Origin of the sequence: Selenomonas sp. ND2010, assembly GCF_000702005.1 — a bacterium.
In the GTDB taxonomy this organism is placed as follows: Bacteria; Bacillota; Negativicutes; order Selenomonadales; family Selenomonadaceae; genus Selenomonas_A.
Genome location: NZ_JNKI01000003.1, coordinates 25,500 through 40,412, shown reverse-complemented (window position 1 = coordinate 40,412; position 14,913 = coordinate 25,500). Strand labels below are relative to the sequence as shown.

At 48.1% G+C, this 14,913-nt stretch carries 17 protein-coding genes and 1 pseudogene; all 18 read left to right on the top strand.

Annotated features, from left to right (window positions below; all coding sequences use genetic code 11):
- Positions 1–45: 45 nt before the first annotated feature.
- Positions 46–374, top strand: a pseudogene (locus T504_RS14540) (recombinase family protein); the annotation flags it as partial.
- 51 nt (positions 375–425) lie between these two features.
- On the top strand, positions 426–1,727 hold the full coding sequence (locus T504_RS0102985; protein WP_033169584.1) for an RNA-guided endonuclease InsQ/TnpB family protein: 1,302 nt from the start codon (positions 426–428) through the stop codon (positions 1,725–1,727).
- A 215-nt stretch (positions 1,728–1,942) separates the two neighbouring features.
- Complete coding sequence (gene rlmD, locus T504_RS0102980; RefSeq protein ID WP_033169713.1) at positions 1,943–3,325, top strand: 23S rRNA (uracil(1939)-C(5))-methyltransferase RlmD; 1,383 nt, start codon at positions 1,943–1,945, stop codon at positions 3,323–3,325.
- Positions 3,326–3,673: 348 nt separating this feature from the next.
- Positions 3,674–5,455 carry a GmrSD restriction endonuclease domain-containing protein gene (locus T504_RS0102975; RefSeq protein ID WP_197018672.1) on the top strand — a complete coding sequence of 594 codons (1,782 nt, stop codon included), beginning with the start codon at positions 3,674–3,676 and terminating at the stop codon, positions 5,453–5,455.
- Positions 5,456–5,464: 9 nt separating this feature from the next.
- Positions 5,465–5,935 (top strand): hypothetical protein, encoded by a 471-nt coding sequence (locus tag T504_RS0102970; protein WP_033169582.1) that lies wholly within the window; start codon positions 5,465–5,467, stop codon positions 5,933–5,935.
- Positions 5,928–6,137, top strand: a complete 210-nt coding sequence (locus T504_RS0102965) for a DUF2905 domain-containing protein (RefSeq protein ID WP_033169581.1) — start codon at positions 5,928–5,930, stop codon at positions 6,135–6,137. The genes T504_RS0102970 and T504_RS0102965 overlap by 8 nt, the downstream gene beginning before the upstream one ends.
- 105 nt (positions 6,138–6,242) lie before the next feature.
- Positions 6,243–6,479, top strand: a complete 237-nt coding sequence (locus tag T504_RS0102960) for a hypothetical protein (protein WP_033169580.1) — start codon at positions 6,243–6,245, stop codon at positions 6,477–6,479.
- 125 nt (positions 6,480–6,604) lie between these two features.
- A complete protein-coding gene (locus T504_RS0102955) occupies positions 6,605–7,396 on the top strand; it encodes an electron transfer flavoprotein subunit beta/FixA family protein (RefSeq protein ID WP_033169579.1) in 792 nt (263 codons plus the stop codon).
- A 10-nt stretch (positions 7,397–7,406) separates the two neighbouring features.
- Complete coding sequence (locus tag T504_RS0102950; protein WP_033169578.1) at positions 7,407–8,600, top strand: electron transfer flavoprotein subunit alpha/FixB family protein; 1,194 nt, start codon at positions 7,407–7,409, stop codon at positions 8,598–8,600.
- Positions 8,597–10,000 carry an FAD-binding oxidoreductase gene (locus tag T504_RS0102945; protein WP_033169577.1) on the top strand — a complete coding sequence of 468 codons (1,404 nt, stop codon included), beginning with the start codon at positions 8,597–8,599 and terminating at the stop codon, positions 9,998–10,000. Before T504_RS0102950 ends, T504_RS0102945 begins: the two co-directional genes overlap by 4 nt.
- 147 nt (positions 10,001–10,147) lie before the next feature.
- Positions 10,148–10,354, top strand: coding sequence for a hypothetical protein (locus T504_RS0102940; RefSeq protein ID WP_033169576.1), 207 nt, complete (start codon positions 10,148–10,150; stop codon positions 10,352–10,354).
- Between the two features lie 98 nt (positions 10,355–10,452).
- Positions 10,453–10,893: a hypothetical protein gene (locus T504_RS0102935; protein ID WP_033169575.1), complete on the top strand. Its 441-nt coding sequence runs from the start codon at positions 10,453–10,455 to the stop codon at positions 10,891–10,893.
- Positions 10,894–11,088: 195 nt separating this feature from the next.
- Positions 11,089–11,454 carry an arsenate reductase family protein gene (locus T504_RS0102930; protein WP_033169574.1) on the top strand — a complete coding sequence of 122 codons (366 nt, stop codon included), beginning with the start codon at positions 11,089–11,091 and terminating at the stop codon, positions 11,452–11,454.
- Between the two features lie 59 nt (positions 11,455–11,513).
- The gene (locus T504_RS0102925) at positions 11,514–11,915 is read left to right on the top strand and encodes a nucleoside 2-deoxyribosyltransferase (protein ID WP_033169573.1); all 402 of its coding nucleotides are present in this window, start codon (positions 11,514–11,516) and stop codon (positions 11,913–11,915) included.
- Positions 11,916–11,950: 35 nt separating this feature from the next.
- Entirely contained in the window at positions 11,951–12,460 is a 510-nt protein-coding gene (locus tag T504_RS0102920; RefSeq protein WP_033169572.1) for an O-acetyl-ADP-ribose deacetylase, read from the top strand.
- Positions 12,461–12,491: 31 nt separating this feature from the next.
- Positions 12,492–13,403, top strand: coding sequence for a DUF1848 domain-containing protein (locus tag T504_RS0102915; protein WP_033169571.1), 912 nt, complete (start codon positions 12,492–12,494; stop codon positions 13,401–13,403).
- Positions 13,404–13,424: 21 nt separating this feature from the next.
- Positions 13,425–14,177: an NAD-dependent protein deacylase gene (locus T504_RS0102910; protein WP_033169570.1), complete on the top strand. Its 753-nt coding sequence runs from the start codon at positions 13,425–13,427 to the stop codon at positions 14,175–14,177.
- A gap of 116 nt (positions 14,178–14,293) precedes the next feature.
- Positions 14,294–14,896: a recombinase family protein gene (locus T504_RS0102905; RefSeq protein ID WP_033169569.1), complete on the top strand. Its 603-nt coding sequence runs from the start codon at positions 14,294–14,296 to the stop codon at positions 14,894–14,896.
- The last annotated feature ends 17 nt before the right edge of the window (positions 14,897–14,913 follow it).

Sequence of the window (14,913 nt, the reverse complement as noted above, 5' to 3'; positions counted from 1 at the left end):
GATTATATTACAACTTATTGATGCAATAGTATTGAGGTGATGAACTTGGAATACTATACTATCAACAAGTTTGCTAAAATCATCGGAGTCATTCCGCAAACCCTGAGAAATTGGGACAGGAGCGGAAAACTCCATCCGCATCACACTTCGTCAAACGGCTACAGATATTACTCAGAAGACCAATTAAATGCTGTGACGGGCATTCAAACGGCTCCTAAAAAGTTATCGGCTATTGCAGAGTATCAAGTCCCAAGCAAAAAGATGACCTTGAGCGACAGGTAGAAAATCTGAGAACATATCTATACGCACAGGGGCAGCCCTTTGAAATAATCATTGAAGTTGGTTCTGGAATCAATTACAAGAAGAAGGGGTTACAAGACCCAAGGCGAAGAAGATGATTCAGGAATTAGTGGGTGGTGATTCAGATGATAAAGTCGGTCAGGATACGGCTGTTGCCGAACAACAAACAGAAAATGAAACTGTTTCAGTTTGCGGGAGCTTCGAGGTTTGCCTATAATTGGGCTTTAGATAAGCAGATGGATAATTTCAGAGAAGGCAGAAAACTTCAAAGTAATTATGACCTTCGCAAGGAGTTCACCGTTCTTCGTAATTCTGAAGAAAACATGTGGCTTCTAGGCATATCCAACAATGTAACCAAGCAGGCTATCAAGGATTTGTGCATAGCGTACAAGAACTTCTTTCGCAGGCAGAGGCAGAAAGGGTATGTCAAATATTCACCCAAGAAGCTGGCACATTTTACTCGCATTGACAGGAAACCGACCGTCTATGACATGAACGGGCACCCTAAGTTTCGCAGCAAAAAGAATGGCGACTTTCGTTTCTATCAGGACAATGTAAAAATCCAGTTCACAGCTACGCATGTTAAGCTGGAAAATATCGCTGGCAGCAGAAAAAAGAATCGTCAACGACTCAACTGGATAAGGCTTGCTGAAAAGGGGAAAATACCTGTAAAGGGAAGATACACCCAACCACGGATAAGCTTTGACGGTGAAAACTGGTGGCTTTCCGTAGGAATCAGAACTTCTTATACGCTAAAGCCAATGCGAGGATTAAACTTCATTCGTAAACAGCCGGGACGTTCCTGCACAGAAGGTGTCGGCATTGATTTAGGTATCAAAGACTTAGCGATAATCTCGGACTCTACAGTAGTCAAAAATATCAATAAGTCTCATACAATAAGGAAACTCAAAAAGAAAAGACGCAGGTTGCAGCGTCAGGTATCGCGAAAATACCAGATGAACAAGAAAGGAGAGCGTTACTGCAAAACAAGCAACCTTATAAAAAGCGAAAAACGACTTTTACGAATCAATCACAGGCTGGCTGACATCAGAGCCAATTATGTACATCAGGCGACGAGAACGATTATAAACCGAAAGCCAAGGTTTATATGCCTTGAAGATCTGAATGTGCAGGGCATGATGAAGAATAAGCACCTGTCTGAAAAAGTTCAGGAACAGAATTTTTATGAATTCCGCAGGCAGATTGAATACAAGGCACATTGGGCAAGAATTCCCGTGGTTATTGCTGACCGCTGGTTTCCAAGCTCCAAAACCTGCGTCGAGTGCGGATATGTAAATAAAGACCTGAAACTGTCTAACAGGACATATACCTGCCCGCATTGTGGCAATGTGATAGACCGTGATTTTCAGGCGGCATTGAATCTCAAACGCTATGGAGAAGAGGAGCTATCCAAATCTGCAAGCTGACACCAACAAGTCAATGCAGATATGTACCGATTCGTTAGTCGGGAATTCAAGCCTCTGGAGCGTTACATCAAACGTGAGTAGTCTGTTCTTCGGAACGGTAAAAGCGGACGCGAAATACCTCTTTCGAGGAAAGAACGAGGAATGAAACGTAAAAGTTAGCTTTTCTTATGAAATTTATAGCTTTTTGTAAGTTTTCAGTAACGGAAACCATCGTAATGAGAAAACAAGTTCCCGTCGAAAAAGGAAAATCATACGAGATTGAAATCAAGACGCTCGGTACGAGCGGCGAAGGCGTAGGCCGCTATCAGGACTTTACGGTCTTTGTGCCGTATGCTCTGCCCGGGGAGAAGGTCATCGCTGTCATTGACGAGGTCAAAAAGACCTATGCCAAGGGCCAGGTGAAAGAAATCCTCACCAAGAGCGCCGACCGCGTCGAGCCTATCTGCAGCATCTATGACAAATGCGGCGGCTGCCAGCTGCAGCACCTTGACTATATGGCCCAGCTCAAGGCCAAACGCCAGCAGGTCATCGACGCTGTCACGCGCATCGGCAAACAGCCGGATCTTTTCGTGGAGCAGACAATCGGCGCGGCAACGCCGTGGAACTACCGCAACAAGATGCAGTTCCCCATCGGCCGGGAGAAGGGCAAGACCATCATCGGCTGCTTCGCCCAGGGTAGCCACGAAATCATCGATACCACTGACTGCCATATCCAGAAAGACGGCAACAACGAAGTGGTCAATGCCGTGCGTGAAATCGTCACGAAACTCAACATCCCCGTTTACAATGAGGACAAGCATACAGGCGTCCTGCGCCACGTCGTTGGCCGCGTAGGCAAAAAGGGCGACATTATGGTCGTCATCGTAACGGCCACGAAGACTATGCCGCGGGAAAAAGAATTCGTCAAGATGCTGCGCGCCAAATTGCCGAAGGTCGTCAGTGTCCATCAGAATATCCAGACCTATCACAATAACGTCATCATGGGGCGCGACACGAAACTCCTCTGGGGCCGTCCCACCATCCAGGATGGCATCGGCCGCCTGAACTTCCATATCTCGCCGCGCTCCTTCTTCCAGGTCAACACCGCCCAGGCGGAAGTGCTCTACAACAAGGCCTTGGAATTTGCCAACTTGACCGGTCAGGAGACGGTCATCGACGCCTACTGCGGCACGGGAACGATAACCTTGTTCCTCGCCCAGAAGGCCAGAAGCGTCATCGGCATCGAAATCGTCAAACCAGCTATCCTCGATGCGCAGAAAAATGCCCGGGACAACAACGTGCGCAACGCCGAATTCATCGTCGGCGATGCGACCCAGGTCATGCCGCGGCTTTATAAGCAGGGCGTAAGGGCTGACGTCGTAGTCGTCGACCCGCCGCGTGCCGGCTGTACGCCGACGGTGCTGGAGACCTTTGCCAGCATGAAACCATACCGCATCGTCTACGTCTCCTGCAACCCCGCCAGCCTCGCCCGCGACATCGCCATCCTCGACGAACTCGGCTACCAAGCCGAAAAAGTCCAGCCCGTGGACATGTTCCCGTGCACTTCGCATGTCGAGAGCGTATGTTTGCTGACAAAGAAAAAAATAACACATGATTAGCTAGGTTAGAAAATAGCTGACTGATACTGGTTAAAGGGTATTAGTTAGCTGTTTTTTATATAAAATGGTATTTATAGTTGTAATTAGAGGATTTAGTTGACAGTTGCGTGGGGGCAGATGTGTATTAAGTGCAACTTCACTAGATTTTACAAATAATTTATTGCAGTAGTTTTTGTTACTGGTGTATTTGCTTTCTTTTGTTAACTTTTTTATAATGAAAATAGTTAATAAGGGAAAATATTGAATTGTTGATAAAGTAAGTTGTGTAGAAGATGTGTGTTAGGTGAGGATTGATTATATAGGGGCATGCGTCGGAGTGTAATGCAGGGCATTTTACAAGAGGTGAAAATGATGGGAAAAGAATTATTTGATAACATTCCAAGTAAGGTGGCTGATTTGTTGTCAGATGTAAAAAACGGACGTATTGGTTTACCAGATTTACAACGGCCGTTTGTTTGGAAAGACAACAAGGTTCGTGAACTGTTGGATTCGATGTTGAAAGGTTATCCCATTGGCTATATCATGCTTTGGGCATCTCCTGATGATTATGAAAATACGGGGTATATCGGTAAAAATGATAAAGTGTACAAACAGCCTGATGATTTGGTAATTGATGGCCAGCAACGGTTGACAGCATTGTTGGCTGCTATGTATGGTGTAACGATCAAGGATAAAAATTACAAAGAGCGGAAGATTCGGATTTCGTTTAATCCTTTAACGCGAGAGTTTGCTGTGTGGACACAGGCCTATGAACGTAATTCTGAGTGGATTAGTGAGATAAGTAGTATTTTTGTAGCCGATCAGGAACATAATATTTCTAAATTGAGAAAAGCCTATATAAAAATGCTCAATGAATCTCGTGCGAAGAATGAGGAGCCGGCCCTTACTGAGAATGAGGAAGACTTAATAGAGGAAAACATCAATGATTTACTTAATCTTGGCATCTATTCTTTACCAACCTTGAAAATTAATGCAAGGGCAGATGAGGAAGCAGTGGCAGATATTTTTGTTCGTGTAAATTCTGGTGGACAGAATCTTACGGAGAAAAATTTCATAGAGACGCTTATTGCGGTATACGATAATGAAGTGCATGATAAAATCAATAAGTTTTGTGCAGAGTCAAGAATACCAGCCAATGGGACATCCTTTAATCAGATTATTCAGGTGGATCCTTCACATCTTATTCGTATGGCCGTGGGGGTAGGCTTTAGAAGAGCGCGTCTGCGTTATGCATATATGTTACTTCGTGGTAAAAACCTTAAGACTGGTGAGATTACAAAAAGTGTTAGAGAAGATAATCTTGAGATTTTCAAAAAATCACTTGAATTAGTAACGAACTTGAATAATTGGCATGCGTTCATGAATTTGTTTGCTTCAGCAGGATATTTAAAAAGAAATATTGTGGCTTCATCGGCTGCTGTAGTATTTAGTTATGTGCTATATTTAGTTGGTAAATATGATTACAAAGTCCCATCAGTAGATTTGCAAAAAATAATTCGCAAATGGATTTTTATGGCTACAATTACAGGATTTTATACAGGTTCAACTGAGTCGGAAGTGGAAAAACAATTTGCCGACTTGCGCGATATACATAATGCAGGTGAGTTTGTAGCGTATTTAAATACTGTTATAAGGAATCGTTTCACGGACGATTATTTTGCATATTCTTTGCCTGCTGAATTGAACAGTTCATCAGCAACATCACCTGCTTGGTATGGGTACATTGCCGCTATTAATGTGTTGGGAACTCCAATGTTATTTAGTACGGCGCCTTTGTCGCAGTATTTTGTACTTGGAACGAGTGGGGATAAGAACTCCATAGATAAACATCATATTTTCCCGAAGCACTACCTTGAGTCAATAGGATATGACAATAATCGTGATAGAAATCAGATAGCAAACTTTACTTATCTTGATTATGCTACAAATATAGATATATCTGATGCACCTCCCGCAGAATATGTAGAACGTTATCGAGAAAAGTTGGGAGAGGCTGGATATAAGATTGCGTGTGCTCAGAATGCTTTACCAGAGAATTTTGAGCAGCTTGCTTATCCTGAGTTTTTACGGCAGCGAAGATTGTTGATGGCTCAAATTATAAAAAAGGCATACAATACATTGGATAAATAAGGTGAAGAAATGTCGTACGAGTTAATTTGGCAGCATTTTTCAGCTACGGATTTTGCTGATTTGCAGGCACGGTTGCGGGACGCTTGGCAGGAGATTTTGCCGGGTGGGGAGTATTATGGGCAGATTCGCATTTGCGATGTTTGTTATGATATTCAGGCCGAGTGGCTGGAGTGTGGTGATGGCGAAGATGTCTTTGTGACGATGAGTCCTTTCTTTCCCCATGATGGGGGATCTGAGGAAGAACCTTATCAGGAAATGGTTGAGGGGATGCCTTTTGATACGGCAGATGAAGCTAGTATCGTTTATGCGAAAGAAGATTTTTTAGCGCTCAGCTATTTGCGTTTCTGTAATGATGCCACGCTGAAAATACAGCAGATGCTGCAAAGGGATGTATTTGCCAAGGCACTGGCACAGGATACGAATTTTTGGGAGCGGCATGATGAAAAGCTGCGGCAGAAAAGAGGTTGGTTAAATGAGTGATCTGGGGAAAATGCTTATTGGCATGGGGATATTGCTGGTCGTGGTCGGAGGAATCCTTCATTTTGGCGGTAAATTCCTGCCGCTGGGAAAACTGCCCGGTGATATCAGTATCACGGGCGAACATGGTTCTTTCTATTTTCCTGTGGTGACTTGTATTATCATCAGCATTGTGCTGAGTGTGATAGCGAATTTGTTTCATTGATAAAAAAGAGATTTCGTTAGTGGGCTTGTAAAAGCTGCTAGCGAAATTTTTTTTATCGATGAAGTTGGAGAAGTAAGAGAGGGGGCAAGGGGGCTCGGTTTTGATTTGGATGCGTTGCTAGCATTGATCAATTGCAGGCTGGGGGATAATGGCTTGCTGGCAATAAAGCAGTTCGCAGAAATAAGCAAGGCAGAAGCGAGGGCATTGTTTGTAGTGTTGGGAACGATGTTAGAGTATGCTGGGTATAGGGAAGAAGCAAATCGGTATTATCATATGCTCGCTACTGTGACATGCCCAGTCTGTAAGCAGCGGTTTGTCCTGGCAGATCGCTGGGGGGGGTGACAGGCCTGTGCTCGGAAACAAGGATTTTGGGCGTGCAGGAAGATAAAATCAGGGGTAAATGCAGGAGAAATCGAGATAAATCGAGAATCAATCAGAAAGCATTCGCCGGAGGAGGGGGGATTTTGATGAATATCTTGGTTTGTATCAAACAAGTTCCGGGGTCGAACAAGGTGGAGGTAGATCCGGTGACAGGCGTGTTGAAACGCAATAGTGCCGATGCGAAGCTCAATCCGTATGACCTTTATGCACTGGAAACAGGGCTGCGCCTGCGCGAGCAGTATGGCGGTACGGTGGATGTGCTGACCATGGGGCCGCCACAGGCAAAAGCGATACTATACGAAGCCTTTGCGATGGGCGCTGATCGTGGCGCGCTTATCACAGATCGCAAGTTTGGCGGCGCTGATGTGCTGGCGACGAGCTATACCTTGTCGCAGGGCATCAAGCGGTTTGGCGCTTTTGATTTGATTCTCTGCGGGCTGCAAACTACGGATGGCGATACGGCGCAGGTTGGCCCGGAGCTTTCGGAGCAGTTGGATATTCCCTGTGTCTGCAATGTGCGGCAAATCAAAGAAGTTCAGGATAAGTCCATCCATGTAGTGATGGAAATGTCGGAAGATATGGAAGATTTGCAAGTGGCGTTTCCTTGTCTGTTAACGGTGCAAAAAGATATTTATGAGCCGCGGCTGCCATCGTATAAAAAAGCCAAGGCGACTTGTGAGCGACCGATTGAGACATATACGTTGACTGATATGGACGATACCGATGAAAAGCATTACGGGCTGAGTGGCTCGCCCACGCAGGTACAACGGATTTTCCCGCCGGAGGTACATAAGGCTCAGGAAAAGTGGCAGGGAGATGGACAGGAACTTGCGGAACGTTTGTATCAGCTTTTGAAACAGCAGAAGTTTATCGTCTAGGAGGCACACTATGGGAAAACTAGTCATTCATCCCGAGAAGATTCAGGATATCAAGGCATTGGTCGCTATCTGTCCCTTTGGTGCCATGCAGGAGCAAGGAGGGAATGTGGAAATCACGGCTGCCTGCCGGCTGTGCAAGCTCTGTGTGAAAAAGGGCGGTGGTGCTGTTACATTCGAGGAGGAAGAACAGCAGGCCCAGATCGATAAGAGCAAATGGCAGGGGGTGGCTGTCTATATCGATCACGTTGATGGCCGGGTGCATCCGGTATCGTATGAGCTTTTGGGTAAGGCGCGGGAGCTGGCGGCTAAGATTCAGCAGGAAGTCCTGGCCTTGTTCATGGGAGAAAATATCGGTGCTGCGGCTGAGGAACTTCGCCATTATGGTGCTGATAGGATTTTTGTCTGTGATAAGCCGGAACTGGCAAAATTCAATATGGAATCTTATGCCAAGGTGTTTGAAACGTTTATCCGGCAGGTAAAACCTGCGGCGATTCTGGTCGGGGCAACGCCGGTAGGACGGCAGCTCGCACCGAGGGTAGCGGCACGTTTTCGTACGGGCCTGACCGCGGACTGTACGGTGCTTGATATCCGCGAGAATACCGATCTCGTGCAAATCCGTCCAGCCTTTGGTGGCAATATCATGGCAGAAATCTTAACGCCCAACAATCGCCCGCAGATGGCGACGGTCCGCTATAAGATTATGGATGCACCGCAGCGCAGTGAAAAAGCACAGGGTACGATTGAGACACTCGGCATAGACGGTAAAGCACTGGCCTCGCGGATCCGTGTGTTGGGCATTACGAAAAAGCCCAAGGAAAAGAGCATCGAGCAGGCGGATGTGCTCGTAGTGGCCGGACGCGGCATCAAGAAAAAAGAGGATTTATCGCTGGTTTATGATTTGGCAGATGCCTTGGGCGGTGACTTTGCCTGTACGCGGCCGTTGATTGAAAATGGCTGGATGGATCCACGGCGGCAGATTGGCTTGTCAGGGCGCACGGTCCGGCCTAAATTAATCATTACCTGTGGCGTTTCGGGGGCCATTCAATTTGTGGCCGGAATGGAACATGCAGAGGAGATTTTGGCCATCAACAGCGATGTAAAAGCGCCGATTTTCAAGGTAGCCAATTTCGCGGTGGTAGGCGATCTGTATGAAATCATTCCTCAGCTTATCGCGAATATTCAGCAAGGGAGGGCGCAGGCATGATGGAATATAATCAGGTAACCGAAGCAGATTTAGCGGTGTTGGCTGGTTTTGTAGACAGAGAGCGGCTGCTCTTTGGGGACGAAATCAACGAGGAATACAGCCATGATGAGCTGACGAGTGAACGTGTCTATCCCTCGCTGGTCGCGCGTGTGGTTTCTACCGAAGAAGTGTCAAAGCTTATGGCTTATGCCAATGAACATCATATTGCGGTTACGCCGCGCGGGGCAGGCACAGGGCTGGTGGGTGCAGCAGTCGCGGTGGAACGCGGCCTGATGATTGATACGACGCTGATGAATCATGTATTGGAGCTTGATGAGGAGAATCTGACGCTCACGGTAGAGCCGGGGCTGTTGCTTATGGAACTGCGAAGTTACGTGGAAGAGCGCGGCTTTTACTATCCGCCAGATCCTGGCGAGAAATCGGCGACTATCGGTGGCAATATCAGCACCAATGCAGGGGGCATGACGGCAGTAAAATACGGCGTGACCCGCGACTACGTGCGGGGATTGGAAGTCGTGCTGGCCGATGGAACGGTTCTGCAGCTGGGCGGCAAGGTGGTAAAGAATAGCTCGGGCTACGATTTGAAGGATATGATTATCGGCTCGGAGGGGACGCTGGCTTTCGTGACCAAGGCGATATTAAAACTTTTGCCATTGCCGAAAAAGAATGTGAGCCTGCTCGTGCCTTTTCCCACACTGGAGCAGGCCATCGGCACCGTGCCGCTCATTATCAAGTCCAAATCGGTGCCTACGGCCATCGAGTTCATGGAGCGTGAAGTAATACTCGATGCGGAGGAGTTCTTGGGCCGCAAGTTCCCGGATAATCAGGCCGATGCGTATCTCTTGTTGAAATTTGATGGCAATACCATGGAGGAAATTGCCTCGTACTATGACGATACCGCGCAGATTTGCCTGGATCAGGGAGCCATCGACATACTTATCGCCGATACCGAGGAACGCAGTGCGCCGGTCTGGAAAACGCGCGGTGCCTTCCTGGAAGCCATCAAGGCGTCGACCAGCATGATGGATGAAGTGGATGTGGTAGTGCCCCGCAGCCGGGTCAACGACTTTGTGGAATTTGTCCATCAGCTGCGCCAAGATATCGGCATCCGCATCAAGTCCTTCGGCCATGCGGGAGATGGCAATCTCCATGTCTATATCCTGCGGGATGACCTGTCCGATGAAAAGTGGCGGGAGCTCATGCGGCTGGCGATGAAGCGCATGTATGCCAAGGCGCGGGAGCTGCAGGGACAGGTATCGGGAGAGCATGGCATCGGCCTGGTAAAGCGCCCCTATCTGAAGGAATCCCTGCCGGAAGCGAGCCTGGTGCTGATGCGGGGCATCAAGCAGGTCTTTGATCCGAATAATATTCTCAATCCACATAAGGTATGCCAGATGTGAGATCGGACATACTTTATCTGTTGCTGTTTTTCCGTATCTGAGGGGAATGGTGCAAAAAAATTAGGGACAAGCAGGAATTTTGGCGATTCGCAGGGAAAATCAAAAGCTGGGAAGCGTGTATATTTCTTTGAGGAGGAAGCACATATTATGAAAGACTTACATCGAGCCGTAGATGCTATGCATCATCCCTATCAGTATTCCGATTTGGAGTTGGAACGCGCCCTTGAAGCCATCCAGCAGAGTCCTCTAAAACAATTCTATAAGGAATATTACAAGAATCTGTACAAGCGTATCCTGGAATGCAAAAAGAACAATAGGAGTGTATCAGAGAAACTGGGATATTTCGGCGGCTAAAGAGTAAATATTCTGAAAACGTATTGACTAAGTTTCCTTTCTATGGTATCTTTTAGATAATGATTTGTTTTTATTTCGTAACAAGGAGGTAGGATGGTATGAGAAAATGTTTATCCGTGTTGGTTGCTTTTTTGGTCATGATGGTAGGGTCAGTGTGTTTTGCGGCTAGTTCGGCTAATGGCAGTACCAATGGTTCGAATGCCTGCCGGATAGACGTGCAGGCGCCGAGTAATTCGAAGCTGAGTTATTCCAAGATGCCTGCTTTTATTGTCACGTTTAAAGACACCAAGGGAAAGGCAGCCAATGGAACAATGATTTTTGTTGACCGTTCGACGGGAAAAGTGCTTTCGTCGCGTAGTGTTTACGGCAAGACAAATTTTGTTCCGCCAAATGAGAAACGCAGCTATATTGTCGTCTTTAAACCGAATGCAAAAAATCAGGTCATCAAGTGGAGAGTAGAGAAGAATCATTCGGCGGTAGGCAACCGTTATTTCAGTGAATTGTATACGACAAGTTATCGCATCAAAGCGGTAGGCTAAAACATCGAGTGGATTCGATGGCTGGCGGCTTTCATGAAGAGGCTCATGAAAGCCGCCAGTTTTTAATTGGTGGGTAGAAATATATAACGAGTAAGACAAGAGTGAGCTGCAGAGAGAGGTAAGCGCTCTTGTTTTTTTATGGGAAATAAAGGATATGGACTATCGAACACGAAGAATATGGGAGGAGGGATTATCATGAATAAAGTATATTGTTATAGCAAATGCTCGACCTGTAAGAAAGCGTTGAAGTGGCTGGATGCACATAAGGTGGCGTATGAGTTGGTGGATATCAAGGCGGATCATCCCTCGGAAGAAGACCTGCGCAGGTATCATGAGCAGAGCGGGCTGCCGCTGAAACGGTTCTTCAATACCAGCGGGCAGTTGTACCGCCAGCTGGAGTTGGCCAAGAAGCTGCCGGCGATGCCGGAGGCAGAGCAGTTCAAGCTGTTGGCCTCTGATGGTATGCTGGTAAAACGGCCGCTGGTCATAGCAGGGGCGAAGATCCTCACGGGATTCAAGGAACCGGAGTGGGAAAGGGTATTCTTGAACGGCAGCCGATAACTGCTATAATGAAAGTAGTCAAAATTAGTCATTCGGTTAGCAGGAATTGAGGGTTGAAGATGAAGATATATTTTGCTGGTTCTATCCGTGGCGGCCGACAGGATGCGGAGCTTTACCGCAAGGTTATAGCCGTCCTGAAGGAAAAACATCAGGTGCTCACGGAGCATGTGGGGGACTTGAGTCTGTCCACGGTGGAAGATAAAGGCGATAAGGCCATCTATGAGCAGGATACGGCCTGGCTCAGGGAATGTGATGTGGTAGTGGCTGAATGCACGCAGGTATCGCTGGGGGTGGGCTATGAGCTGGCCTATGCGGAGGCTCATGACAAGGAGGTCCATATCTTCTATCGCCCGCAGGCGGCGCAGCTGTCGGCGATGTTGGCGGGAAATGAAAGGTTCCATATCCATCGTTATGCCGAGGAAGAAGAGCTGCTGGCGCAGATAAGAACCTTGTGGGGTTGAGAAAGCCGGAAGGGAAATGTGAGGAGGTAGGCGTTATGACAAGGATAAGGACAGAGCTGGGCGATATTACTGCCAAGCATTATGCCGAGGCAATCGTCAATGCTGCCAATGAAAGTCTGCTGGGCGGTGGTGGCGTCGATGGTGCGATACATAGGGCTGCAGGGCCGGAGCTCTTGGCTGAGTGCCGGACACTTCATGGCTGCAAGACCGGGCAGGCAAAAATCACGAAGGCCTACCAGCTCCCTTGCGATTATGTCATCCATACGGTCGGTCCCGTCTGGCATGGCGGCAGCCAGGGCGAGGAAAAGCTATTGGCGGATTGTTATCGCCACTCGTTGGCACTGGCCATGGAGCATGGTATCCATAGTGTGGCGTTTCCTTCGATATCCACGGGGGTCTATTCGTATCCGGTCCAGCAGGCGGCCGCGATTGCTGTGCGGACCGTCCGGGAATTCGTGGCCGGACACCCGCAGGCCTTTGCGGAAATCCTCTGGGTACTGTTCGATGCGCGGACCAAATTGGTCTACGATGGGGAGATTTACTGATGGGCGGGAGAATGATGATTGAGGGTGTGCGATGATTATAAGTGCCAGCCGCCGGACGGATATCCCCGCTTTTTATTGGGATTGGTTTTGCGGGCGGCTTCAAGAAGGCTATGTGGATGTCGTGAATCCCTTCAACCGCAAGCAGGTGAGCCGCATATCGCTGCAGCCCGGATGCGTGGACTGCATAGTGTTCTGGACCAAGGACCCCACACGGATGCTGGAAAACTTAGAGGTGCTCCGTGCGTATCCCTGCTATGTGCAGGTTTCGCTCACGCCCTACGATACGGATGTTGAGGGGAATATCCGCCCCAAGGAAGATATCGTCAGGGCCATGCAGGAGCTATCGAGGCGCTGGGGACGGGAGCGTGTGGTTTGGCGGTATGACCCCATTCTGGTAAATGAGGATTATACCAGCGAGAGACATTTTGACTGGTTTGCCCAGACGCTGGCGAAGCTGGCACCTTATAGCGAGCGGTGCGTCATCAGCTTCATCGACCTCTATACCAAGACAAAGAAGAATACCCAGGGACTCAAGCTGCATGAACTGTCAGAAGCGGAAATGCGGGAAATAGCGGCAGGGCTGGCAGGCCTTGCGAAAGGAAGCGGCGTTGCGCTGCAGACTTGTTCGGAGGCCATCGACCTTGCCGCCTATGGCATCGGCCATGGTGCCTGCCTTGATGGTGCGCTCATCGAGCGCATCACGGGAAAGCCACTCAAGAAAACCAAGGCTAAAAGCCAACGGCCGCTATGCAACTGCGTGGAAAGCTTTGATATCGGACAGTATGACACCTGTATCCATGGCTGCCGCTATTGCTATGCCAATGCCAGCCCGCAGCGGGCACAGCAGGGTTTTGCGGCTCATGCGGATAGTTCTTCTCTTCTTACCGGGAAGCTGCTGGGGGACGAGCGTATTACCGAGCATGGAAGAGAAAAGCGGAAATGATGAGAGGTCAGGAGGTGCCGAATGGAGAGCAAGATCGATACACTGGCAAAAATCCTCAAAGACAGCACGCGGGCAGTGTTCTTCGGCGGGGCGGGCATGTCAACGGAGTCGGGGATTCCGGATTTCCGCAGTGCCGATGGGATTTATAACCAAAACTTGCATCGCAGGTTCCGCCCTGAGGAGATGGCATCACATAGTTTTCTGGTCAAGCATCCGGAAGAATTCTTTGCTTTTTACCGCCAGCGCATGATGTTTTTGAATGCAACGCCCAATGCTGGGCACAAGGCATTGGTAAGATTAGAACAGCAGGGTATCCTCAAGGCCGTAGTCACGCAGAACATCGATGGCCTGCATCAAATGGCAGGTTCCAAGAACGTCTGCGAATTGCATGGTTCAAGCCTGCAGTGGTATTGCATGGACTGTAGCAAAACCTATCCGATGAAATATGCCCTGCAGGAAAAGAACCAACCCATTCCGCACTGCATGGAATGCGGCGGCGTGGTGCGTCCGGGAGTAGTCCTCTACGAAGAGGCCCTTGACGATGCGGTGGTGCAAAAGGCACTGCGGGCCATAAGCGCAGCCGATACCTTGATTGTCGGCGGTACTTCGCTGGTGGTATATCCGGCAGCTGGGATGATTGACTACTTTCGCGGGAAACATCTGGTGCTTATTAATAAGACGGAAACGAAAGCTGATGCACAGGCAGAACTCGTTATCCGTGCCCCCATTGGCAAGACGCTGGCCGAGGCGGTGGATAGGTTGATGAACGAGTAGTTTTTGGAAGTTAGGTGTTGAGGGAAACAAAGGGACTTTGAAGGAAAAGAAAACCTCCCGAGAAAATAATTGGTGCGGTGGTTACCGATAAGATTATTTTCTCGGGAGGTTTTTTTATGCAAAACAATATATACGGCTATATTCGAGTGTCGACTACGGCCCAGAATGATGAGCGCCAGTGGATAGCCATGGATAAGTTTGGTGTTCCTCGAGAGTGCGTGTTTGCTGACAAGCAAAGTGGCAAAGATTTTGACCGGCCAGCTTATCATGATTTGATGGGACGATTAAAGCAGGGCGATACACTGGTGGTAAAGAGTCTAGATAGGCTGGGGCGGAATTACGATGAGATGATTGAACAGTTGGATATTATCATGCGACAAAAGGAAGTTGCCTTAGTAGTCCTAGATTTGCCATTGCTGGACACACGAAACCGGTATGGAAATAATCTTACAGGAAAGCTTATTTCAAATCTGGTTATCCAAATCTTTTCATATGTCGCGCAAACGGAACGAGAATTGAATATACAACGAACTGTCGAAGGAATTGCAGCGGCAAAAGCAAGAGGGGTGCAATTTGGAAGAAAGGCAATAGCCAAGCCGCCAGACTTCGAAGTAGTACGCCATCGATGGGAAAATGGTGAATTGTCTGAGCGCAGAGCTGCAAGTGTGTTGGGGGTGTCAAGACCGACTTTTCATAAATGGATATCTGAGAAAAAATAGGGTGGCAGAAATGCCAT

Excerpts from the sequence above, each read along its gene's own strand:
- T504_RS0102985 (WP_033169584.1), top strand. The coding sequence starts at position 426 with ATGATAAAGTCGGTCAGGATACGGCTGTTGCCGAACAACAAACAGAAA.
- rlmD (WP_033169713.1), top strand. The coding sequence starts at position 1,943 with ATGAGAAAACAAGTTCCCGTCGAAAAAGGAAAATCATACGAGATTGAA.
- T504_RS0102975 (WP_197018672.1), top strand. The coding sequence starts at position 3,674 with ATGATGGGAAAAGAATTATTTGATAACATTCCAAGTAAGGTGGCTGAT.
- T504_RS0102970 (WP_033169582.1), top strand. The coding sequence starts at position 5,465 with ATGTCGTACGAGTTAATTTGGCAGCATTTTTCAGCTACGGATTTTGCT.
- T504_RS0102965 (WP_033169581.1), top strand. The coding sequence starts at position 5,928 with ATGAGTGATCTGGGGAAAATGCTTATTGGCATGGGGATATTGCTGGTC.
- T504_RS0102955 (WP_033169579.1), top strand. The coding sequence starts at position 6,605 with ATGAATATCTTGGTTTGTATCAAACAAGTTCCGGGGTCGAACAAGGTG.
- T504_RS0102950 (WP_033169578.1), top strand. The coding sequence starts at position 7,407 with ATGGGAAAACTAGTCATTCATCCCGAGAAGATTCAGGATATCAAGGCA.
- T504_RS0102945 (WP_033169577.1), top strand. The coding sequence starts at position 8,597 with ATGATGGAATATAATCAGGTAACCGAAGCAGATTTAGCGGTGTTGGCT.
- T504_RS0102940 (WP_033169576.1), top strand. The coding sequence starts at position 10,148 with ATGAAAGACTTACATCGAGCCGTAGATGCTATGCATCATCCCTATCAG.
- T504_RS0102935 (WP_033169575.1), top strand. The coding sequence starts at position 10,453 with ATGAGAAAATGTTTATCCGTGTTGGTTGCTTTTTTGGTCATGATGGTA.
- T504_RS0102930 (WP_033169574.1), top strand. The coding sequence starts at position 11,089 with ATGAATAAAGTATATTGTTATAGCAAATGCTCGACCTGTAAGAAAGCG.
- T504_RS0102925 (WP_033169573.1), top strand. The coding sequence starts at position 11,514 with ATGAAGATATATTTTGCTGGTTCTATCCGTGGCGGCCGACAGGATGCG.
- T504_RS0102920 (WP_033169572.1), top strand. The coding sequence starts at position 11,951 with ATGACAAGGATAAGGACAGAGCTGGGCGATATTACTGCCAAGCATTAT.
- T504_RS0102915 (WP_033169571.1), top strand. The coding sequence starts at position 12,492 with ATGATTATAAGTGCCAGCCGCCGGACGGATATCCCCGCTTTTTATTGG.
- T504_RS0102910 (WP_033169570.1), top strand. The coding sequence starts at position 13,425 with ATGGAGAGCAAGATCGATACACTGGCAAAAATCCTCAAAGACAGCACG.
- T504_RS0102905 (WP_033169569.1), top strand. The coding sequence starts at position 14,294 with ATGCAAAACAATATATACGGCTATATTCGAGTGTCGACTACGGCCCAG.